The 19,614-nt window shown below is 46.4% G+C and carries 18 protein-coding genes and 1 pseudogene; 15 read left to right on the plus strand and 4 right to left on the minus strand.

Annotated elements, in window-relative coordinates; genetic code table 11:
- Window positions 1-10 precede the first annotated feature (10 nt).
- The 15 genes and pseudogenes from vgrG (at window position 11) to JGF26_RS09975 (ending at window position 12,093) form a co-directional block, all read left to right on the plus strand.
- Window positions 11-2,329, plus strand: a complete 2,319-nt coding sequence (gene vgrG, locus JGF26_RS09910) for a type VI secretion system Vgr family protein (RefSeq protein WP_134708035.1) — start codon at window positions 11-13, stop codon at window positions 2,327-2,329.
- Window positions 2,329-2,844, plus strand: coding sequence for a DUF4123 domain-containing protein (locus tag JGF26_RS09915; protein WP_072032723.1), 516 nt, complete (start codon window positions 2,329-2,331; stop codon window positions 2,842-2,844). Before vgrG ends, JGF26_RS09915 begins: the two co-directional genes overlap by 1 nt.
- Window positions 2,845-2,857: 13 nt before the next feature.
- Entirely contained in the window at window positions 2,858-3,211 is a 354-nt protein-coding gene (locus JGF26_RS09920; protein ID WP_152546602.1) for a hypothetical protein, read from the plus strand.
- Complete coding sequence (locus JGF26_RS09925) at window positions 3,208-3,873, plus strand: restriction endonuclease fold toxin 5 domain-containing protein (RefSeq protein WP_134707947.1); 666 nt, start codon at window positions 3,208-3,210, stop codon at window positions 3,871-3,873. The genes JGF26_RS09920 and JGF26_RS09925 overlap by 4 nt, the downstream gene beginning before the upstream one ends.
- Window positions 3,874-3,892: 19 nt before the next feature.
- On the plus strand, window positions 3,893-4,585 hold the full coding sequence (locus JGF26_RS09930) for an Imm52 family immunity protein (RefSeq protein ID WP_134707946.1): 693 nt from the start codon (window positions 3,893-3,895) through the stop codon (window positions 4,583-4,585).
- A gap of 782 nt (window positions 4,586-5,367) precedes the next feature.
- Window positions 5,368-5,994: a Tox-REase-5 domain-containing protein gene (locus tag JGF26_RS09935; RefSeq protein WP_032666933.1), complete on the plus strand. Its 627-nt coding sequence runs from the start codon at window positions 5,368-5,370 to the stop codon at window positions 5,992-5,994.
- Window positions 5,991-6,764, plus strand: a complete 774-nt coding sequence (locus JGF26_RS09940) for an Imm52 family immunity protein (RefSeq protein ID WP_134707945.1) — start codon at window positions 5,991-5,993, stop codon at window positions 6,762-6,764. The genes JGF26_RS09935 and JGF26_RS09940 overlap by 4 nt, the downstream gene beginning before the upstream one ends.
- 69 nt (window positions 6,765-6,833) lie before the next feature.
- Window positions 6,834-8,033 (plus strand): annotated as a pseudogene (locus JGF26_RS09945) (type VI secretion system Vgr family protein); the annotation flags it as partial.
- Complete coding sequence (locus tag JGF26_RS22380; protein ID WP_229255551.1) at window positions 8,026-8,493, plus strand: hypothetical protein; 468 nt, start codon at window positions 8,026-8,028, stop codon at window positions 8,491-8,493. The pseudogene JGF26_RS09945 and the gene JGF26_RS22380, both read left to right, overlap by 8 nt.
- 17 nt (window positions 8,494-8,510) lie before the next feature.
- On the plus strand, window positions 8,511-8,765 hold the full coding sequence (locus JGF26_RS22385; protein ID WP_238934182.1) for a hypothetical protein: 255 nt from the start codon (window positions 8,511-8,513) through the stop codon (window positions 8,763-8,765).
- Between the two features lie 163 nt (window positions 8,766-8,928).
- A complete protein-coding gene (locus tag JGF26_RS09955) occupies window positions 8,929-9,441 on the plus strand; it encodes a hypothetical protein (protein ID WP_134707944.1) in 513 nt (170 codons plus the stop codon).
- Window positions 9,442-9,455: 14 nt separating this feature from the next.
- Window positions 9,456-9,920, plus strand: coding sequence for a type VI secretion system baseplate subunit TssE (tssE, locus tag JGF26_RS09960; RefSeq protein ID WP_028018565.1), 465 nt, complete (start codon window positions 9,456-9,458; stop codon window positions 9,918-9,920).
- Between the two features lie 40 nt (window positions 9,921-9,960).
- Window positions 9,961-10,413 carry a hypothetical protein gene (locus tag JGF26_RS09965; RefSeq protein WP_229255550.1) on the plus strand — a complete coding sequence of 151 codons (453 nt, stop codon included), beginning with the start codon at window positions 9,961-9,963 and terminating at the stop codon, window positions 10,411-10,413.
- 36 nt (window positions 10,414-10,449) lie between these two features.
- A complete protein-coding gene (locus tag JGF26_RS09970) occupies window positions 10,450-11,805 on the plus strand; it encodes a VasL domain-containing protein (RefSeq protein ID WP_134707943.1) in 1,356 nt (451 codons plus the stop codon).
- A 45-nt stretch (window positions 11,806-11,850) separates the two neighbouring features.
- Entirely contained in the window at window positions 11,851-12,093 is a 243-nt protein-coding gene (locus tag JGF26_RS09975; protein WP_134707942.1) for a hypothetical protein, read from the plus strand.
- Window positions 12,094-12,246: 153 nt separating this feature from the next.
- Here the strand turns inward: JGF26_RS09975 and JGF26_RS09980 are convergent, their stop codons facing one another.
- The 4 genes from JGF26_RS09980 to JGF26_RS09995 form a co-directional block, all read right to left on the minus strand.
- A complete protein-coding gene (locus tag JGF26_RS09980; RefSeq protein ID WP_134707941.1) occupies window positions 12,247-13,413 on the minus strand; it encodes a hypothetical protein in 1,167 nt (388 codons plus the stop codon).
- Between the two features lie 25 nt (window positions 13,414-13,438).
- Window positions 13,439-16,555, minus strand: a complete 3,117-nt coding sequence (locus JGF26_RS09985) for an HsdR family type I site-specific deoxyribonuclease (RefSeq protein WP_134707940.1) — start codon at window positions 16,553-16,555, stop codon at window positions 13,439-13,441.
- 121 nt (window positions 16,556-16,676) lie between these two features.
- A complete protein-coding gene (locus JGF26_RS09990; protein ID WP_134707939.1) occupies window positions 16,677-17,909 on the minus strand; it encodes a restriction endonuclease subunit S in 1,233 nt (410 codons plus the stop codon).
- Window positions 17,906-19,462: a type I restriction-modification system subunit M gene (locus tag JGF26_RS09995; RefSeq protein WP_134707938.1), complete on the minus strand. Its 1,557-nt coding sequence runs from the start codon at window positions 19,460-19,462 to the stop codon at window positions 17,906-17,908. Before JGF26_RS09995 ends, JGF26_RS09990 begins: the two co-directional genes overlap by 4 nt.
- Window positions 19,463-19,614: the final 152 nt, after the last annotated feature.

Genomic DNA, 19,614 nt, shown 5'->3' on the forward strand with positions numbered 1-19,614 from the left:
AATAATGGCGATGGATAACTGGCTGGCACTGTTCGACGGACAGACGCGTTACACGCTTGAGATAAACGACAGCCGGGTCAAACCGGATGTGCTGAACTTCCACGGACGCGAAGCGCTGAGCGCCCCGTCTGAATGGCGCATTGCGTTCACCTCGCTGCAGAGCGATGTGGCAGCAGAAGATGTAATGCTGAAGTACGCCACGCTGCGCATGCTCAGCGGACGGGAAGTGCATGGCGTGATTACGGGCTTTGAGTGGCTGGGCACGACCGACGACCAGACGCACTACAGCGTGACGATATCTTCACGCCTGGCACTGCTCTCGCATACCCGCCGCTGTGCAGTGTACCAGAACCTCTCCGTGCCGGAGCTGGTGGAGCAGGTGCTGCGTGCGCACGGTCTGGAAGGGGCGGACTTTGAGTTTCGCCTGGAGAAGAGCTATCCGCAGCGCGAGCTCATTACCCAGTGGCGGGAAACCGACCTGCAGTTTATCCAGCGCATTCTTTCTGAAGTCGGCATCTGGTTCCGTACCGGCGTCAACGATGTCACCGGGCTGGATACGGTGACCTTTGCCGACAGCCAGCAGTTCTACCAGTTTGGCGAACATCTGCCTTATCAGGAGCCGTCTGCGCTGTATGACGGTGCCGCTGAATCCGTATGGGGGCTGCGCACCTGGCACAACACCGTGACCGGGCTGGTCCGCACCCGCGATTACAACTACCGCACGGCGACCACGCCGATGGACTCCGCCGTCACCGTCCGGAACAGCGCCACGACGACCGGGGAACATTACCGCTATGCGGCACCTTTCCTGGAAGCCGGTGATGACGGTACCTCTGAGCCAGAAGTCGAAAGCGGGGCGTTTTACGCCTGTATCCACCATGAGCGTGAGCTGAATAAATCGGTCCGGCTGCACCTGTTCAGCAACGCCGCCGGGCTGATGCCGGGCATGGTGCTGGAAGCCGACGGCAGCAATCTCAGTGACCTGAAAGAAGGTGTGCTGATAACCCTCACCACATACAGCGCTGCACGCGACAGCCGCCTGCATGTGTCTGTGTGGGGCATACCGTACAGCGAACAGTTCTGCTTCCGTCCGGTGGAAAAACCGCGTCCGAAAATGAACGGCACGCTCACGGCACGTGTTGAGAGCCGCGAGAAGAATGACACCTACGCCCATCTTGATAATCAGGGTCGCTACCGGGTGAAAATGGACTTCAGCCGTGAAGACGCAGAGCCGGGTTATCACTATCTGTGGATACGCCAGGCGAAGCCGTACGCTGGTGATACTTACGGCTGGCACACGCCGCTGACTGACGGCACGGAAGTGGGCATCGCCTGGGACGACGGCGATATCGACCGCCCGTATATCGCCCATGCGTTCCACGATTCAGAACACCAGGACATCGTCACCCGCGACAACCGCAGTCAGAACATCCTGCGCACGGCGGCACAGAACGAACTGCGGATGGAAGACCAGCGCGGGCAGGAGCATATCGCGCTGACCACGCCATTCGGTGCCACGCAGCTTAATCAGGGCCATATCGTTGATGAGCAGAACAAACAGCGGGGCGCAGGCTTTGAGCTGCGCACCGATGAACACGGCGTTATTCGCGTGGCAAAAGGCCTGTTTATCACCGCCGACGGGCAAACCAAAGCTGCGGGTGAAGTGCTGGACATGGACGCGGCGCTGAAAGAAATCGACATCTGCCAGCAGCAGCTGAAAGCCCTGGCCGCAGCAGCAGCCCAGGCGCAGGCACTGGAAGCCGATATCGCGAGTCAGAAAGCGATGTTCGACCAGCGCCTGAAACCGCTGAATGAAATGATCCACTTCCACGGCCCGCAAGGGGTGGCGTTTACCAGCGGCGAGCATATGCAGATGACCGCCAGCCAGAACGTGGTGATGAATGCGGGTGGGGATTTCAGCAGCGGCTCAATGGGAAATACTGCGATTCTTGCCGGGGAAGGCGTCGGCCTGTTTGCAAGAACAGGCTCGCTGACCCTGAACGCCAGCGAAGGACCGGTACAAATCCAGGCACAGAACGGCGAGATGCACTTATCCGCGGAACAAAAGCTGAGCCTGATATCGGCGAGCGACATGCTGTTCGCCGGTAAGAAAAAGGTGACGCTGATTGGTGGCGGCAGCTACCTGAAAATCGAAGGCGGGAAGATAGAGTACGGGACCAGTACGACGTATACGCGCAAGATTAAGCGGTCGGTGACGACGGGGCCCGCAGCCATACCTTTCCAGGCTGTAGCAGGGAGTGGTATTTGCCTGAGTTGCCTGATGAAAGCAGCGATGAATGGCAATGCATTTGTCGTTCGGGGGGATTGATGAGCAAATCATATGATTACATCATGCGTGAATTATTATGTCATCCAGAGTGTTCTTTATATGCTCTTGTAGATGGATTACAGTTTGAGCGCCATTTTGGATATGAAATCGAATCTGAAATTGCTATTACATATCCACTCTTTGATCTTTACCCCGATTCTAAGCTGGCTTTTGCTGGACCATGGCTAATCAGATTAAACCGTTCTGAATTTTATCGGGGAAGACTGAAAGAACTCGATATGAAGTATCCTGCTCTCTCATGGTTACTTTCCCCATTGTCCCCTGAAGGTTTGCTTCAAAAGTTTAAAGAATTTCTCACTATTGAACTCCCCAATGGAAAAAGTGCTTTGTTCAGATTTTATGATCCCAGGGTGTTAGAGCATTTAAGTGTCTGGCTTGAACTCCCTGAACGCTCTCGATTAATTCAGGGGGTGAAACAGTGGGTTTTAACATCAAGGGGGGAAGTTCTTGATCTTAGAACTGAACTTGATGAACGCAATTTTGGTAAAAGATGAAAGAGACGAACTGATGGTAATTAAATTGACGCAGGAAAAATTGGATCTATTAAGTCAGACTGAAAATGCAATGTATTTAAATGGTTTGTATAAACTAATCGTCACTCATTCTCCCGCTTTAAGAGAAGATCCTGAACTGCTACAGCGATTAAAGGATGCAGACGATTTTGTGAAGACCTATAGATTTAATGATAAAAAAGTAATGACTGATTTTTTAATCACCAGTGCATATGAACCATATTTCTATAAACACTATGCAGTCAGCCAATGGTTATTGAAGGGTTCTGAATCTGTTGAATGTGAATATATTAAATATCAACAAATTAAAGAACATCTGATGGGGCGAGTTGCTGGAGGAGCGCTATGAGTGAAATGGGAGAGACTCTTCCTATACCAGCCGGAAGGACAGGAACATTTCCTCGTGTCCGGGGAGGGCGTCTCGGTGGAATAATTAGTCTTATACAAAATTTGGATGAGGCCCGAGAGGCTTATCTCGCCAGGATGGCTGAGATGGAGAAAGTCAAAGCTGAAGCTCAGACACTCACGAAGGAATTAAGTGAGGAAGGCTGTGATCAATGTATCTATACTCAAGGTATGGTTACTTTACAAAATATAGAAGGGTGGTCAGATATCAGCGTCGCGTATCAGTTTTATATTTGTCAGCTTCCGATTCACTTCCAGGTTATGAAAATAATGGAGTGGACCTACGGCGTTGCATTTGATGGATTTGTGCCAAAACAGTGTCTTCTGAAAGAAACTAAAGCTAATTATGACCAATTCTTTGCTAAAGATGGTTTATTGAAATTTTTCATGTCCATAAAATATGGCGATGAAGGTCTTTTCCTTGAACAAGCGCAAAGACAAAACGCTGCGGCTAAAAAAGGAATTCCTCCAGGAAGATTAGAATGGTACTTTATGCAGCCAATAAGTGCCAACTATGCACGAACTCAATTTTTAGAACAAAAATTCACAATTCAAGTAATACACAAGCCTATGCCAGTTGAATATATCAAGACTGTTTTTCCATAATAAATGAGAGGTTGATGACATGTTATATATCATTCAAAGCATCTTGTATAGACAAAAGGTTCTTTCAGCACATAATTTGTATGGTGAATTGAAAGATATCATTAACTTACTACCGGCATGGGAAAATAAGCCACAAAAATGGTTGATTGCTAATCCTTTAAAGGAAATTGTTGCATTATCTAATTCAGCAGTATCATCTGAAGCATTAGATTATTTGGATGGCTTGATTTCTAAAAACAAAACAATTAGCATTGTATTAGCCAGCGAGGAAAAAGATGAAAGTCCTGTGGTCATTTGGTACAAAAATACTCCAGCAGTTTCTCCGGATAGATATTCTTTGACCATCGCTATTCGATCTCTAGATTCTTTAAATGATCGGAATACATTTCAAAAAATAATAACAGATATATCCGATCTAAAGCACTGGACTTATAGTTATATTAGTCTTGAAACTGAGCAATATCGAATGGAGCAGCGCTCTGTTTTTGAAGACCGTCTTTCTGCTGGGTGGATGCTATATTTGCCGGAAGAGATTAGCTCTAATGAAGTGCCTTCGGCTGCTGATATCGTACATTTTCCAGAGAGAAAATCCACGTTGGTCATAACGAAGAATGAATTTGATGGCAAGAATGAAAGTGATATTATTTGTGCAAATAACGTTGAGATAGAATTATCGGAAAATGGGCATTTACCAAAATGGTTAGATGTTTAAATTAATATTGCGAAGAAAGGAAAGGTTGTTGTATTTATAAATCACAACTCAATGTGTGCATATTCAAGTGCTGGGTGTGGTAAAAATCCTTTAGAATTAATTATTGGTTTTGACACGGTGCTGATTAAAAATGTGTAAAGTTGATTCAATGCTTTGGTTTATAATATTTCTATTTGATTCATAAGGCGACAAGGGTTATACCAGTTGTGAGGAATGATAAACAAATTGTCATAATAGTAGTTTCAACTAAATATATATTTAGTGGTGAAATTAATAGCGTATTGCTAAATAAAATAATATTGAAATCAGATTGCTTAATCTCGGGTGATCGCCGCTGATGACTGAACTTTAGTTTTTATCTATAGCGCCAGTTCATTCCCCAGTGGCAAGAAACCGCCCGCCGGATCCGAAAGAAAGATCCGAAGTTGACTGAGTCAGACATTATTTATCTTCCCCGTCTGAAGATTGCGCTAGAGTACGCTAATTCACTGCCCCTGCAAGAGAAAAACGTCCGGCGTGATTTTATGTTGATCGAAACGTATTATCCCGGTTTTTATCTGAAGCCTGAAGTGGACAAATGGCTTAGGACGCCAAATGGCTATTCAACCGATCACCGTTTTGAGAATCTAAAACATATTGTGTTCAACAGGGAAAGGAGAGGTCTCTGATGGTTGGCATCGTAATCGGTGGTGGTATAGCGCGGAAGCGCTGGTGCAGCCGGTGGCGCAATAGGTTCACGGGGGAGCTCAACGTCTACAAATAATGATGGCTGGGATGATGATATGTCCACTCCGGCAGGTGGTTCATCATCTGGAAATAGTGGTTTTACCTACCAGGGTAAAAAGTATGATTCTATTCTCCAGGAGCCGATGATTGTCAGCGCCGAAACTCACGGTGATTTCTGGGAAGACGATATGGACTACTCAGAAGCGGTCAGCTATGAGGGCGTGGATTCCAAAGACTGCGGGCAGGATAAAGCCGATGAAAAATCCTGCAAAAACTGCCCGCCGGACGGCAAAGTTATGCCGATGGTAAGACGCTGTTCCCGCTGGAGTGAAGTCACCATAAACTACCAGACAAGAATTTGTGGCACATTCTACAACCCGGAGACGAAGCAGATTCAGGAGTTTAAATACTGTGGTGTTTCTTTCGATGGCTGGAAAGAGGTGTTTTGCCAGTTCTGGGAGGCGAAGGCACGGTATGATCAGTTTTTAATTAACTCTATGCAAAAGAAAAAATGGTGGAAAGGAGACCGAAGTGCAATAAACCAGGCAGGTCGACATCAGGCGGTTTCAACAATAAATCAACCATTAAAAGTTGTTTGGTTTTTTATGCAGCCGATTAGTTATGCTTATTTTAAACGCATGTTTGTAGGGTTCAATGACATCATCGTGAGGTATCAACCATGAAATTGAATTTCAGGATGGAACAAAAACTTGGCCGTGATGAGCCAATTAAGCCAATTGAGCTTGCAACCATCTTCCAGGAAACAACTAAACAGCTTGATATTCTGTTAGGGGTAACAAAAATGTGGTATGAGCAAGGCTACTCCAGAAAACAGGCTCTTCAGCACAAAATATTCACTGAACAAGGTATTTCCTCTGACATCTTAAACCGTTGGGATGAAAAATATAAAAAAGAATATCCTAACTGGACAACTGGTATTTGGGATGGAGGACCAGATGAAGATAGTGCAGGAATAGATTGCTACCCTTCATATTCCAGTACAGGTCGCAGAAAAAATCCTATAAACTTAGTTATCACTTTTGACGCGGAAATGAGCAATGTAAGTTTAAACGTTGATTCAATGCTCAATTTCTTTCTATTGCTTCTCAAAAATAATGGTAGTTGCACAAGTTCAAGCGTAGAGTCTGGTGGCTATAGCTTCTCGGAAATAATTCCAAAAGAAAATGGTTACGATGAAGTCTATAAGAAGGTTTTTCCTGACAGGATTTCGTGTGGTTGGATGTTGTTTGTCCCAGCGGTTCTTTTACCTAATTTGATTCCAGAAGCTGCCAGAGTTGTACCTGTCATAAAGAATGATAAGCAAATTGGGACAATAGTTGTTTCAACGGAGGACGTTTTTGATGGTAACAACAAAGAGCATATTGCTAAATCAAATGATATTGAAATCAGACTGTTGGATCTTGGAGTACTGCCGTTAGTGACTGAGCTGTAGTTGCCCATTGGATTTTTTCAAGGAATGGCGAAGCCTTGGGTCGGTGTATCAGAAAGCGTAAGAATAAAAGATGCAGAGCCGGGCTACAGCTACCTGTGGATACGCCAGGCCAAACCGTATTCCGGCGATAAGTACGGCTGGCACACGCCGCTGACTGACGGCACGGAAGTGGGCATCGCCTGGGACGATGGCGATATCGACCGCCCGTATATCGCGTATGCGTTCCACGACTCAGAACATCAGGACATCGTCACCCGTGACAACCGCAGCCAGAACATTCTGCGCACGGCGGCAGATAACGAACTACGAATGGAAGACCAGCGCGGACAGGAACACATCGCGCTCACCACACCTTATGGTGCCACGCAGCTTAATCAGGGCCATATCGTTGATGAGTAGAACAAACAGCGGGGCTCAGGCTTTGAGCTGCGCACCGATGAACACGGTGTTATCCGCGTGGCAAAAGGCCTGTTCATCACCGCCGACGGGCAAACCAAAGCGGCGGGTGAAGTGCTGGACATGGACGCGGCGCTGAAAGAAATCGACATCTGCCAGCAGCAGCTGAAAGCCCTGACCGCAGCAGCAGCCCAGGCGCAGGCACTGGAAGCCGATATTGCGAGCCAGAAAGCAATGTTCGACCAGCGCCTGAAACAGCTTAACGAGATGATCCACTTCCACGGCCCGCAGGGTGTGGCCTTCACCAGCGGCTCAATGGGAAATACTGCGATTCTTGCCGGGGAACAGATTGGCCTGTTTGCCCAGAGCGGTTCGCTGACCCTGAACGCCAGCGAAGGACCGGTACAAATCCAGGCACAGAACGGCGAGATGCACTTATCCGCGGAACAAAAGCTGAGCCTGATATCGGCGAGCGACATGCTGTTCGCCGGTAAGAAAAAGGTGACGCTGATTGGTGGCGGCAGCTACCTGAAAATCGAAGGCGGGAAGATAGAGTACGGGACGAATACAACGTATACGCGAAAGATCAAGCGGACGACGACGACAGGAAGTGCTTCGCAGGATGTTCAGTTTTATTCCTTCCCTGTTGCCAAGGATCTTGTGCGCAAAGGATTTTATGATGAGCAGTTCAGGGTTTTGGCTGATGATGGTAAGCCCATTCAAAATGTCCCATATTTCATTACAAATACAGAAGGGGAGACATTTAAAGGGTTCACTGATTCACAGGGGCTTTGCGATAGGGTATTTACCAAAGATGCCTCTACATTAACAATTTTATTGGGTGTCCCGGCGCTGGAGAAATGGAATGTCTGAACAGTCCACTTTGACGAATGATAAACCTCATTCCCACTATGATGTCTTAGGACCACTGATGCCTGCGAGGGCTTTTTTCTTTGTTATTGTTGATGAACCCGGTAAAGATGGTTTTTTAGTCAGGAAGATTTACGCATCAAATACTGTTCCGTACCTTTCAAAAATGGACTTGTCAGATTTGAAAGTTCTTTCAGAAACCAACCCTGAACGATATGGTTTAATGTCAAAGAATTATTCAGCACCATTTACAGTTGCCGAGCATGTTATGGGAGATAATATTTCGTCATATATCTCTACTAGTTCTGCATTTCCTGAAGGGTCTCCGCGATTTGAAGGGAAGACCATCATTGTTGATATTGATAAAGCTGTGAGGTCAGGTGAGAAACTAATCTCTACTGAAGAGATACTCAAAAGCCTTGATGATTACAGGAACCAGAATCCTCATTTGAAGAAAAAATAGAGAGAATTTCAAACTATGTGAGAGATATAGATAAAGAAGTATTGTTGCATGGAGAGAAAATACCAGCATCTGCGATTTTTACACCAGACACATTAAAATATGCAAAGTATTTTACTCGTGGTGCTCGTGTAATTCAGGTTACAGGCATCATTTTCACGGCTTATGCTCTCGAGCAGGCGACCGAAAAATCTATCAAAAATGGCAGCGTCAAACCGATAACAGCTGAAGTAATCAGACAAGCTGGTGGGTGGGGGGGCTATTGCTGGTGCTAAAATAGGAACTGTTGCGGGTGCTGCTATTGGCATTGAAACTGGTCCCGGAGTGGTGCTGACGGGACTCGTTAGTGGAATCGTATTCGGGGCTGCCGGGTATTTTGGTGCGGACTGGATGGCGGATTATATCGATGAAAATTAATTTTTTTAGAAAAAAAACGAGTTGCAGAGTGATTTTCCCATTGCACAATTTGATTTTTCTTTAGATCACTCTTCAGTGTATCCATTGTTTTTGTCTTTAGAGAAAGACAATGTATATGCATATTCAACTTGCTTTATGGTAAAGCCTGATGATTTATTCGTTGTTGAGCATATGATTGAATTGTTCTTCAATGGACGGTTGACAAAAGAAAAAGGCGTGTTTGTCGAGAGTGATAAAAAAATAATTTGCTACAAGTTTAAGGAGTTTGAACAGGATATTGTTAGGATTATCACTAATCACAATGATTTTATTACCTGCCTTTGTGGGAAGGGGTTAGAACCACCTAACCCGGAAAGTGTGTTCCCCGATAGAGATTTTGGGGCTTATGGCAGCTTGCAAGGAGATATGGAGTTTTGGTGGGATGTATATTGGAGATCTTTCTGGTCAAGTTTGACAGAAGAAAAAAGAACTCAATATATTGAGCGATGCAATCTTTCTGAAGATACAATTCAATTTCTGAAATGCCATAACTAGTTAATAAAAAATATATGCCAAATAATGCACCTTCACTCTATGAAACTCTCTTCGGTAACTTTACCGGAGGTCTCGATCTCCATCAGGTCAGCGAGCAAAATCAGGTGATTTTGTCCGTGCTTGATAACATGCAGCGGATCCTCAACTGTCGTGCCGGCACGCTGGCGCATCTGCCGGACTATGGTCTGCCTGACTTGACCAAAATTCTGCAGGGGATGCCGGGTACCGCACACCAGTTGCTGCAGATCTTCTCCGGGGTGCTGCTCAAATACGAACCGCGCCTGAAAAGTATCAATGTGATTCTGCTCGACCAGGAAATCCCTGGCGAATTGCGTTACGCCATTGATGCCGAGCTAAAAGGCATCGGCCTTGTCCGCTACGGCACGGAGTTTATGCCGGAAGGGCGAGTGCTGATTCGCCACCTCAAACAGCAGAATTATCTCGATACCAAATCCCATATACAGGGCTCATTTATCTGACGAAAACCACAGGGAAAGTATGTCAGCCAAAGCACGATTTATGAAAAAACTGCAGGAGCAGCAGCCCCGCAGTCGCGTTTTTGACAGCAAAAGTCAGGCCGATATTGCCGAGTTTTGTGAGCGAATGAACCAGCTTCAGGAAACAATGGAAACCTGGCTCACCGGGACAGGCATCAACATTGAAACGATGCCGGTGTCGGTGCTTGACGCCTTTGCGGGCAACCATTCCTTCACCGTCCCCGCTATTGCTCTGCGTTATGGAAACCGAATGATGAAATTCACCCCTGTGTTTTTGTACGGGCAGGGTGTGACGGGGGGCATCGAAGTGACACTATGCAGTGACGGTCGCATTACGCCGTTATACCGCCTGTTTATGCGTTCGGGAGAGGATGCGAACTGGTCATTCAGTACATTTGGCCGCCCGGCGGCCCCCCGAACGGTGTTCAGTGAAAATGCATTTTTCGACATGATTAGCGTACTGCTACCAGAGTAAACCTCGCTTTCTGCTTATCCTCAGGGATGGACCACTATGCACGATGTTCAACCTCGCCCGGTGAAAACCGGCAGTGACCCACGTCAGCTACCTGATTTTATTGCGCTGCGCGATGAGATGGCCAAACTCACCCATCCGGCACGTCCCGACGTGAACTGGTCGCAGGTGGAGGCCCTGTCGCTCTCATTATTTGAGCTAAATGGCGTCGAGTTACAGACCGGTGCCTGGTATACGCTTGCCCGTAGCCACCTGGCCCGTATCAATGGCCTGAATGAAGGGCTGGCTATCCTGAATGCCCTGCTGAGCCATCAATGGGCGCAGTTCTGGCCGCAACCGATTCATGCTCGCGCAGAAATCCTCAACGGGCTTTTGCAGCGCTTGCAGAAGCTTTTTCGCACATTTTCACTCGATCATGGTGATTTGTCTGCGCTAGTGCAGACAGAAGGGCTGCTACGATCCGTCAATGATATTTTGGTGCGTCAGGAGCTGAAACATGTCTGCCTGACTGCGCCGCTGATGCAGCAGATACAAGGTGCGTTGACACGTCTTGAAAACAGCTCGGCACAAGACAGTGGACTGCAGGCGGTGACGCTGCCACCACAGGCGCTGGTCGCGGAATCGGCCCTGGAAAACCCCTCTTCTACCAGCCGCCTGGTGTACGTTATTCGTCCTGAGCCAGAGTTGAATGTGCAGGTCGTGCATGCGGCAACACCGCAGCCGAAGCGCTGGCCGGTGTTTCTGGCGGGAGTCTGTTCCGCATTGGTGTTGAGTTCTATTGCACTCACTGGCTGGCACTATATATCCAGGGTAGATGAGGCTACGGATGCGCTTGCAGCTTCGGTGGCTCCTCTTCCTCAGGCGCTGAGCAGTGCTCAAGTGCAGACACTTCAGCAATCTGATAAAGACAAACTTGACCCTACAGGCTGGCTGAAAAATGCATCATTGCAGCTGGACAGTCTGGCCGCACTTCCTCCTGACTGGATATATCAGTATGGCAATGGGTTGCTGGCACAGGCAAAAGTGCTGTGGCCCCAGAAACCCGAAGTCGCTGAACTACAGCAGAAGTGGCAACAACGACAGGCCGAAAACAAACTCTCTGCAAGCGCATTAACTGGCTGGCATGAAGGCATGCATCAACTTCAGGTGTTGGCCGACAGGCTCAATACGCTGGACGGACAGAAAGGCAAATACATCACCGTCAGCGAACTGAAATCCAGCGTCTACCAGATGATGAACAGCTTTAACCAGACGATCCCTCTGGAGGAGCAACTTCGTGTGATGCAGGGCCAGCAGGGCGATGCCGCACTGGTTACGCAACAGCAAATTCAGCGTCATTTGAACGGGGTGACTCAGTTATTTGCGGAGAAAAAATCTCTCCCTGTAACGCCTTAAAAGGTGATGACAGCTTCGGTTTGGCAAACAGAAAGGAGGCACTGCATGAGAAGTAGAATTGTCGAAGACATGATTAGCAAAGTGGAAAGAACTGCTGAAAAAGATCGGGTAACTGGGGATGAAATGATTCTGGTGGTTGCGACGATAATGAAAGCGATGATGGGGCTTAAAACGAAAAACGGACGTCTTGCGACGTCCGTTAATACTGAATTTGGTGCCCGGACTCGGAATCGAACCAAGGACACGGGGATTTTCAATCCCTTAAAAAAAGACCAAACGATCTATTAGAACTGACAGCCTTTTACTAGTTTACCTTAAGAAAAATGTTGCAGTTGGGTGCTATAAGCCTTAAATGAGGTTCAAATGAGGCGTTTCGAAGCTACCAGATATCTACCATTGAGACGGATGGCTTATTACAGTGTAGCTTCGGAGGTCTGATACCTATGTTGCATTAGATGAAAGAACCTCATCCTGAGCAAGCAAAGTAATTACATCCCCAGCAATATCTGATCTGATTCCTGGTGATTTATGAGCCACATAGGTAGCAACAGCCAGAGGCTTCAAGTTTAAGTTAGCTGAGATGCGTTTGATTTCTTCGATAACGTTGAATGCGTCACATTCCAGTGCAAGGCTCGTACTCGCAGTATCGAGAGCAATTCGTTGAATAGCAGTGAGGGGGATGTGTTTCTTCAGTTCTGTTGTGATAATCCGCTGAGCTTCAACGCCAATAGATGCGCCTCCTTCAACTATTCCGGTTAGTCCTACAAGTTTTCCGCCATCGCTGCGACTATTATCATCTTTGACCTTTGGAGGGGGGGCTAAGGCAGTTATATCAACATCCTGCTGAAGCAAATCCAGAAGTTCGGGGAGTATCTCCGGCTTGATAACATTTTTTAAGGCTGCGGCTCTGTTTGCAAGGTTGACAGGAGAAACCCCTAGCCGTGCGGACATAGCAATGAGACAATTTGCTACGATAATAATATCGCTGATACCTGCCAGATGTGCACATTCATCCCGGAAAGCTTTATCGTCACGTAATACTGTTGGGTGATGGGTGTGTTTTAATATTTTTTGTTTCTGCGGTGATTTGGAATAACCACGTAAAGCCATTTCGGCACGTTTTGTAACTTCTCTGATACTATCGGCCAGTTCGTTGCCGCCTTCCAGACTCGTAGTAAGCTGTAGCATGTAATTGAGTCTGGCAGGCATGTCATGCGTGGCTTTTCCTGATGCAATTTTCTGGCTAATTTCATTCAAATTGCTGATTACCCCAACTGCGATTTTTGATGGCGGTTTTGCTGTATTAGTAACCTTGTGTCTTGAATGTACTTCTTGAGACATCAATGTAAGCGCTTTACGCCAGTCGGGTTGGATACCGGCTTTTAGCGTCTCAAGATTGCTGATGATGTTACGAAGATTGTCGCATTTTGCCAGTGGTATTGGTTCACCGTTAGATTTTCCAGCAGTTAACCAACGAACAATAAAAACGAAATCAGCTGTAGCAGAGGCTCGCAGCCCATCAATCACCCGCTCCTTTGTTTCAGACGTATGAGGATTATTTTTGCGTACTTGCAGTCGATCGCTTTTATTGTAAGTTGGTTTTTTCATATCACTATCTCAAATTAGCTCTGTGCTAGATATTTCCACCAACGCCTTTGAATTTATCAATAAAGGCACCAATTTTCTGGAATACCGTCTGTTTCTTCGTTTTGTACTGAGGATTCAGCGGACTGAGTTTTGGTAGTGTCTCATTTAATTCCGTCCCATTTTCGGTAGCATACTCCCGTTTGAGTGATGTGCGGATATAGCGCCTTGCAGCCTCTTCATTAAGGTTTTCTTCCTTAATCAACGCTTCCGCTTCCCGCTGCTGTTCACGCTGAGCATAGGTGAAGAATGCATCAATGATACTGGCCTTATCCGGCATGTCATCAAGGTTAGTTTGCTGAATAAAGTCAACAATCAGACCTTCTTTGGCACGGTTGCCCAGGCTTGAGCGGATTAAACGTCTGACCTCTTCAGTCAGGGCTTCTTTACCTTTTTTCTGACGGTTGTGGTCAAAAATCAAGCCCAGAATGTAGTCCAGGTTAATCTCCTGCGACTTGAGCAGATCAATTTCAAACACCACGTCATCCCAGTCTGTGGTTGATTTATCCCTGTCGTTTGCTGCTTTTTCGCGTCGCTGCCAGTCCCGGATATCATTGTATGCTGAGCGATAGTCCTGAACTTTACGTTCTGCCGGGAGACGAATGGTTTGTAATTCAGTAAATTTTTCATCATCCACATAGTGTTCTGCTTTAAAGGTTTCTACCGCTTCAGGGTCACTAATATCAACCTTCTGCAGGGCTTTCAGCGTGGCAAATTCATCATAGTTTTGCAGGATGTTTTCTGCCCGCAGATATTCACCAAACAGTTTGACGAAGGCTTTTTTCTCTTTTTCACTGTCGATACTGGCCGGGTCAGGGAAGCGCTGCTCCAGCTCAGAAACAACAGCCATAAAACCTCGTTTAGCCTCACCGGTTGCTGCATCGGTAAAGCCCTGCATGTACTCTTCGTAGCTTTTTTCCAGTACCACATTCTTGGTGTTTTTGTCGCCAAAAAGCGTGATGGCATCAATAGTCGGACGCTCTAGGTCCCTGAAGGTCACGATATTGCCGAAGGTTTTGGTGGCATCATAGATACGGTTGGTGCGTGAGAATGCCTGCATCAGACCGTGATAACGCAGGTTTTTGTCAACGAAAAGAGTATTGAGCGTCGGAGCATCAAAGCCGGTTAAGAACATTCCCACCACGATGAGAAGGTCAATATCCTGATTTTTCACTCGTTGAGCTAAATCGCGGTAGTAGTTCTGGAAACCGTTACTGTCGGTGCTGAAATTGGTTTTAAAGTGGTTGTTATAGTCATCAATGGCTGAATCCAGGAATTCCTTCGCGCTGCTGTTCATTGCACTGGTATCAAAACTTTCGTCGGTGATATCACCAATAGCGCTTTGCTCTTCATTAGCAGCAAAGGAGAAGATGGTTGCCACCCGAAGACGTTTATAGCTGCCAGATTTCTTCTCTGCTTCTTCCTGTAGCATTTTAAACGTCGTGTAATAAGCTTTTGCCACATCCACGCTGCTAACTGCTAACATGGCGTTAAAGCCCTTAGCTCCCGGGAAGGTTCGGTGCGTTTTCTGACGGAAGTTATTGAGAATGTATTGCGTTATTTCCTGAATACGCAGGGGATGCAAAAATGCCTGTTGGTTTTCAGCTGCGCTGAGTTTTTTCTCGTCAGTTTCCGTTTCAAGAGACTTAAACTGTGGGCGGACATCGTTATAGTCCACCTTAAACTTCAGCACTTTTTCATCACGAATCGCATCAGTAATTACGTAAGAATGTAATTCACGCCCGAATACGCTGGCGGTGGTTTCTGCTCCCAGCGCGTTTTCCGGGAAAATAGGAGTACCAGTAAAACCAAATTGATAAAAGCGTCTGAATTTCTTTTTGAGGTTTTTCTGGGCCTCACCAAACTGGCTACGGTGACACTCATCAAAGATAAACACCACCTGCTGTTGATAGACGGGCAGGTCAGCTTCAGATTTCATCAGGTTATTGAGTTTCTGAATGGTTGTGACGATAATTTTGTTATCGTCCTTATCCAGGTTTCTTCTGAGGCCTGCTGTATTATCCGAACCATTCACACTGTCCGGAGAGAAGCGCTGGTATTCCTTCATGGTCTGGTAATCGAGGTCTTTTCTGTCGACCACGAAGAAGACTTTGTCAATAAAGTCCAGGTCGGTTGCCAGACGTGCGGCCTTAAAACTGGTCAGTGTTTTACCGCTACCTGTTGTATGCCAGATAAACCCGCCGCTTTCTGGTTTTGACCAGTTCTTCGCTTTAAATGAGCTGTTAATTTTCCAGAGGATTCGCTCAGTTGCGGCAATCTGATAGGGGCGCATGACGAGCAGCGTCTGGCTGCTGTCAAACACGCTGTAATTAAACAGAACATTCAGTAGAGTATGTTTCTGGAAGAAGGTGGTGGTAAAGTCCTTCAGGTCCTTAATCAGAGTGTTATCCGATTTCGCCCAGTTCATGGTGAAATCAAAGCTGTTTTTATCCCGTTTAGTGGTACTGGCAAAGTACCGGGTATCACTCCCGTTGGAAATCACGAAGAGTTGCAGGTATTTAAACAGGGAGTTATCGCTGTTAAAGCTTTCCTTGCTGTAACGGTGTATCTGGTTAAAGGCTTCACGAATAGCCACGCCGCGCTTTTTGAGTTCGATTTGCACCAGCGGCAGGCCATTGACCAGAATTGTGACGTCATAACGGTTAGCGTGTGAGCCGGTCTGCTCAAACTGCTGAATGACCTGCACCTTATTGCGCAGCAGGTTCTTTTTATCTATCAGATAGATGTTTTCCAGACGACCATCATCAAATGTGAAGTCACAGATGTAGTCGATATGAATTTTACGGGTTTTGTCCAGGCTACTGTCACTCGGACTGTCCAGATACTGCTCGCAGAACCGTCGCCATTCACTTTCGTTAAACACCACACCATTAAGACTCTGAAGCTGGTCCCGCACATTCGCCAGCATCGCAGTCGGTGACTTAACGGAGATAAACTCATAACCTTGATTAAGAAGGTCCTGAATCAGCTCCCGCTCAAGGTCCGATTCGCTTTGGTAGCTGTCACCAGCATCCTGAACTTTTGTGTATTTATCAAGGACGATAAAGCTATTGGATTCAGCAATGGTGTGTGTCTGTTGTGTCATGGTGCATCCTGTGCGTCATCTGGCAAAGCTCGATAAAGTAATCAGAACAATATACATACCGGCATTCGTACAGCCTGATATCGGGCGGGTGAAAACAAACCCTGTCGGTATCAATGGCCTGTCAGTTGCTGGCGACTTCTGGTTTCGGGAAGCTGAACAGTAAATCACGATAGTACTCGTACTGTTTCTGGCGCAACTCTATTTCTCGGGGAAGGCCTTCGTTGATTGAACAGGTCAGTGTGTCGAATTTGTCCAGAATTTCAACAATACGAGCTTGTTCTTCAAGTGATTTATCAGGATCGGTTGCATAAGGTATAGGCAGTTTGAAATTTTTGATAATGGTTGAGTTTAGATCGCCCCTGGCACCTTGTCCCAGCGACTTAATGTTTTCATAATTGAAACTTACCCAATGGAAAACATATCGATATAATGCCTTTGAATCATCAATTTCTAAACAACCACAGTGTTGGTTAGTTGTTAAAGGAATTTTATTTATAGCAGACCGTCCCGCTGTTGCTCCTGAAATGGCAATAATTACGCAATTTTCTGGAATCCATTTTGCCGCGGATTTTTTTAACGCAACTTGAGTTATTTTTATTTCAGTACTGTCAATATCGCTAAATTTAACCTCTTGAGTTCTTAACCAAGGGATATCTCCATTTTCGTAATACTCAGCTTTTCCTGCTGTAGGTGTTCCACCTGAGTACCATTTTTTGGTTACATCTCCTAGTGTCTTCCATTCAACCTCGCTCTCTTCAAAACTCAGCAACTGGTCACGATAGTAGTTGTACTGTTTTTTACGCATGGTAAGTTCAGCTGTAAGTTCAGCTGTAAGTTCAGCTGTAAGTGCAGAAAACTTATCCAGAACTCGGACGATTTCAGACTGGACGGCGAGAGACTTTTCCGGGTTGTCCGGGCATGGGATGGGGACTGATATTTCAATTAATTGCCCTTTAGTTAATTTGGCCCTTACTCCACCAGTAAGAAATGGGATGAAGTTAACAATGTGCAAATAGTGATACAGGAATCTGGAATTAACTCTAGATTTACCTCGTACTACATGAACGTGATTGTTTGCCCAGAATTTACCCGTTACATATTGTATTGAGTAGCGCTCTAAGCTGGCAGAACCATCTTCTGCAATTAGTACATACTCACCATCATGGGTATGCCCATCAACATAGTCCTGAATGTTGTTTGCACCATAATAGGGCGTTTTGCCAGCAATGCGCAAAGAAGACTTTACTGGTTTTCTTCCGTTGTTTGCTATTTCGAAAAACGAAGCATCGCCAAGAAGTTTCCACTCAACATCAACCCCATCCAGCAGTTTTTCCAGATAATTCAACTCACTCATGCTTGCGCCTCGCAACCTTCAATTTCGGCCACAATCGCATCGATATCTTTGCGTAACTGGTCGATTTTGCTGACGGTGGTTTTCAGTTCGGAATTCAGTTCAGTGATGTCTATGATTTCACGGATATCCATGGCTTCGACGTAGCTGCTGACTGACAGGTTATAGTCATTGGCGGCAACAGTCTCAAACGGAACAGATTTCGCCAGATGCTCGGTATCTGCTTTGCTGTCAAAGGCCTGCATAATCTGCTTGATATGCCCATCGGTCAGGATGTTGTTATTAGTTTCTTTTTTAAACAGACTGCTGGCATCAATAAATTGCACGCTGGTATCGGTCTTATGTTTAGACAGCACCAGAATGTTAACGGCAATGGTAGTGCCGAAGAACAGATTAGGTGCCAGAGAAATCACCGTTTCAACATAGTTGTTGTCGACCAGGTACTGTCGGATTTTCTGCTCTGCACCGCCACGATAAAAAATACCGGGGAAGCAAACTATTGCTGCGCGCCCTTTAGCAGACAGGTAGTTCAGCGCATGAAGCACAAATGCAAAGTCAGCTTTTGATTTCGGGGCCAGTACGCCAGCAGGAGCAAAACGCTCATCGTTAATCAGGGTCGGGTCATCACTACCAATCCACTTCACGGAGTACGGTGGGTTAGAGACAATAGCATCAAACGGTTTTTCATCGCCAAAGTGAGGCTCAGTCAGGGTATTCCCCAGTCTGATATCAAATTTGTCGTAGTTGATGTTGTGCAGGAACATGTTCATACGCGCCAGGTTAAAGGTTGTATGATTTATCTCCTGACCATAAAAACCGTCTTCAATGATATGGTTATCAAAGTGCTTCTTCGCCTGAAGCAGCAGTGAGCCAGAGCCTGCGGCAGGGTCATAGATTTTGTTGACGTGAGTCTGACCGTGCATCGCAAGCTGAGCAATCAGCTTAGAGACGTGCTGAGGTGTGAAGAACTCCCCGCCAGACTTACCGGCATTCGCCGCATAGTTAGAAATCAGGAACTCGTAGGCATCACCAAACAGATCAATCTGATGTTCGTTAAAATTCCCCAGCTTCAGCCCCTCAACGCCTTTCAGAACGGCAGCGAGGCGGCTGTTTTTGTCTTTGACGGTGTTACCCAGTCGATTGCTGGTCGTATCGAAATCTGCAAACAGGCCTTTGATGTCGGCCTCAGACGGATAGCCGTAGGCTGAGCTTTCAATAGCGACGAAGATACTATTTAAATCAGCATTCAGCCTGTCGTTGGTGTTAGCTTTAGCGGCAACGTTGCAGAACAGCTGGCTCGGGTAAATGAAATAGCCTTTAGTCCTGATGGCATCGTCTTTGATGTCATCGGTAATGATGCTGTCATCAAGTGCTGCATAATGTATGCTCTCATCCCCTGCTTCCATGTAGCTGGAAAAATTCTCACTGATGAAGCGGTAGAAAAGTGCACCGAGTACATACTGTTTAAAATCCCATCCATCTACGGAACCTCTGACATCATTGGCAATGGCCCAGATTTGGCGGTGTAGCTCTGCACGCTGCTGAAGGCTTGTCATTTTGTATCCTGTTGTATGATTCTTAAGTACTGTTATTGGCCTGATTTTATCGCAATTTCATATTGATGACAGGCTTTGTATGTCATGCGTTGCACTGAGAGTTCGTTATCCCAGTTGTGTAGTCAACGCTCTTTCAGTCAGGCCAGTAGAAA

Origin of the sequence: Enterobacter sp. E1 (assembly GCF_016809815.1) — a bacterium.
In the GTDB taxonomy this organism is placed as follows: Bacteria; Pseudomonadota; Gammaproteobacteria; order Enterobacterales; family Enterobacteriaceae; genus Enterobacter; species Enterobacter adelaidei.

Coding starts and splice junctions, on each gene's coding strand:
- JGF26_RS09935 (WP_032666933.1), top strand. CDS start 5,368: ATGTCCACTCCGGCAGGTGGTTCATCATCTGGAAATAGTGGTTTTACC.
- JGF26_RS09965 (WP_229255550.1), top strand. CDS start 9,961: ATGAAAAAACTGCAGGAGCAGCAGCCCCGCAGTCGCGTTTTTGACAGC.
- JGF26_RS09975 (WP_134707942.1), top strand. CDS start 11,851: ATGAGAAGTAGAATTGTCGAAGACATGATTAGCAAAGTGGAAAGAACT.
- tssE (WP_028018565.1), top strand. CDS start 9,456: ATGCCAAATAATGCACCTTCACTCTATGAAACTCTCTTCGGTAACTTT.
- JGF26_RS09920 (WP_152546602.1), top strand. CDS start 2,858: ATGGTAATTAAATTGACGCAGGAAAAATTGGATCTATTAAGTCAGACT.
- JGF26_RS09915 (WP_072032723.1), top strand. CDS start 2,329: ATGAGCAAATCATATGATTACATCATGCGTGAATTATTATGTCATCCA.
- vgrG (WP_134708035.1), top strand. CDS start 11: ATGGATAACTGGCTGGCACTGTTCGACGGACAGACGCGTTACACGCTT.
- JGF26_RS09990 (WP_134707939.1), bottom strand. CDS start 17,909: ATGAGTGAGTTGAATTATCTGGAAAAACTGCTGGATGGGGTTGATGTT.
- JGF26_RS09980 (WP_134707941.1), bottom strand. CDS start 13,413: ATGAAAAAACCAACTTACAATAAAAGCGATCGACTGCAAGTACGCAAA.
- JGF26_RS22380 (WP_229255551.1), top strand. CDS start 8,026: ATGTCTGAACAGTCCACTTTGACGAATGATAAACCTCATTCCCACTAT.
- JGF26_RS09995 (WP_134707938.1), bottom strand. CDS start 19,462: ATGACAAGCCTTCAGCAGCGTGCAGAGCTACACCGCCAAATCTGGGCC.
- JGF26_RS09970 (WP_134707943.1), top strand. CDS start 10,450: ATGCACGATGTTCAACCTCGCCCGGTGAAAACCGGCAGTGACCCACGT.
- JGF26_RS09930 (WP_134707946.1), top strand. CDS start 3,893: ATGTTATATATCATTCAAAGCATCTTGTATAGACAAAAGGTTCTTTCA.
- JGF26_RS09925 (WP_134707947.1), top strand. CDS start 3,208: ATGAGTGAAATGGGAGAGACTCTTCCTATACCAGCCGGAAGGACAGGA.
- JGF26_RS09940 (WP_134707945.1), top strand. CDS start 5,991: ATGAAATTGAATTTCAGGATGGAACAAAAACTTGGCCGTGATGAGCCA.
- JGF26_RS09985 (WP_134707940.1), bottom strand. CDS start 16,555: ATGACACAACAGACACACACCATTGCTGAATCCAATAGCTTTATCGTC.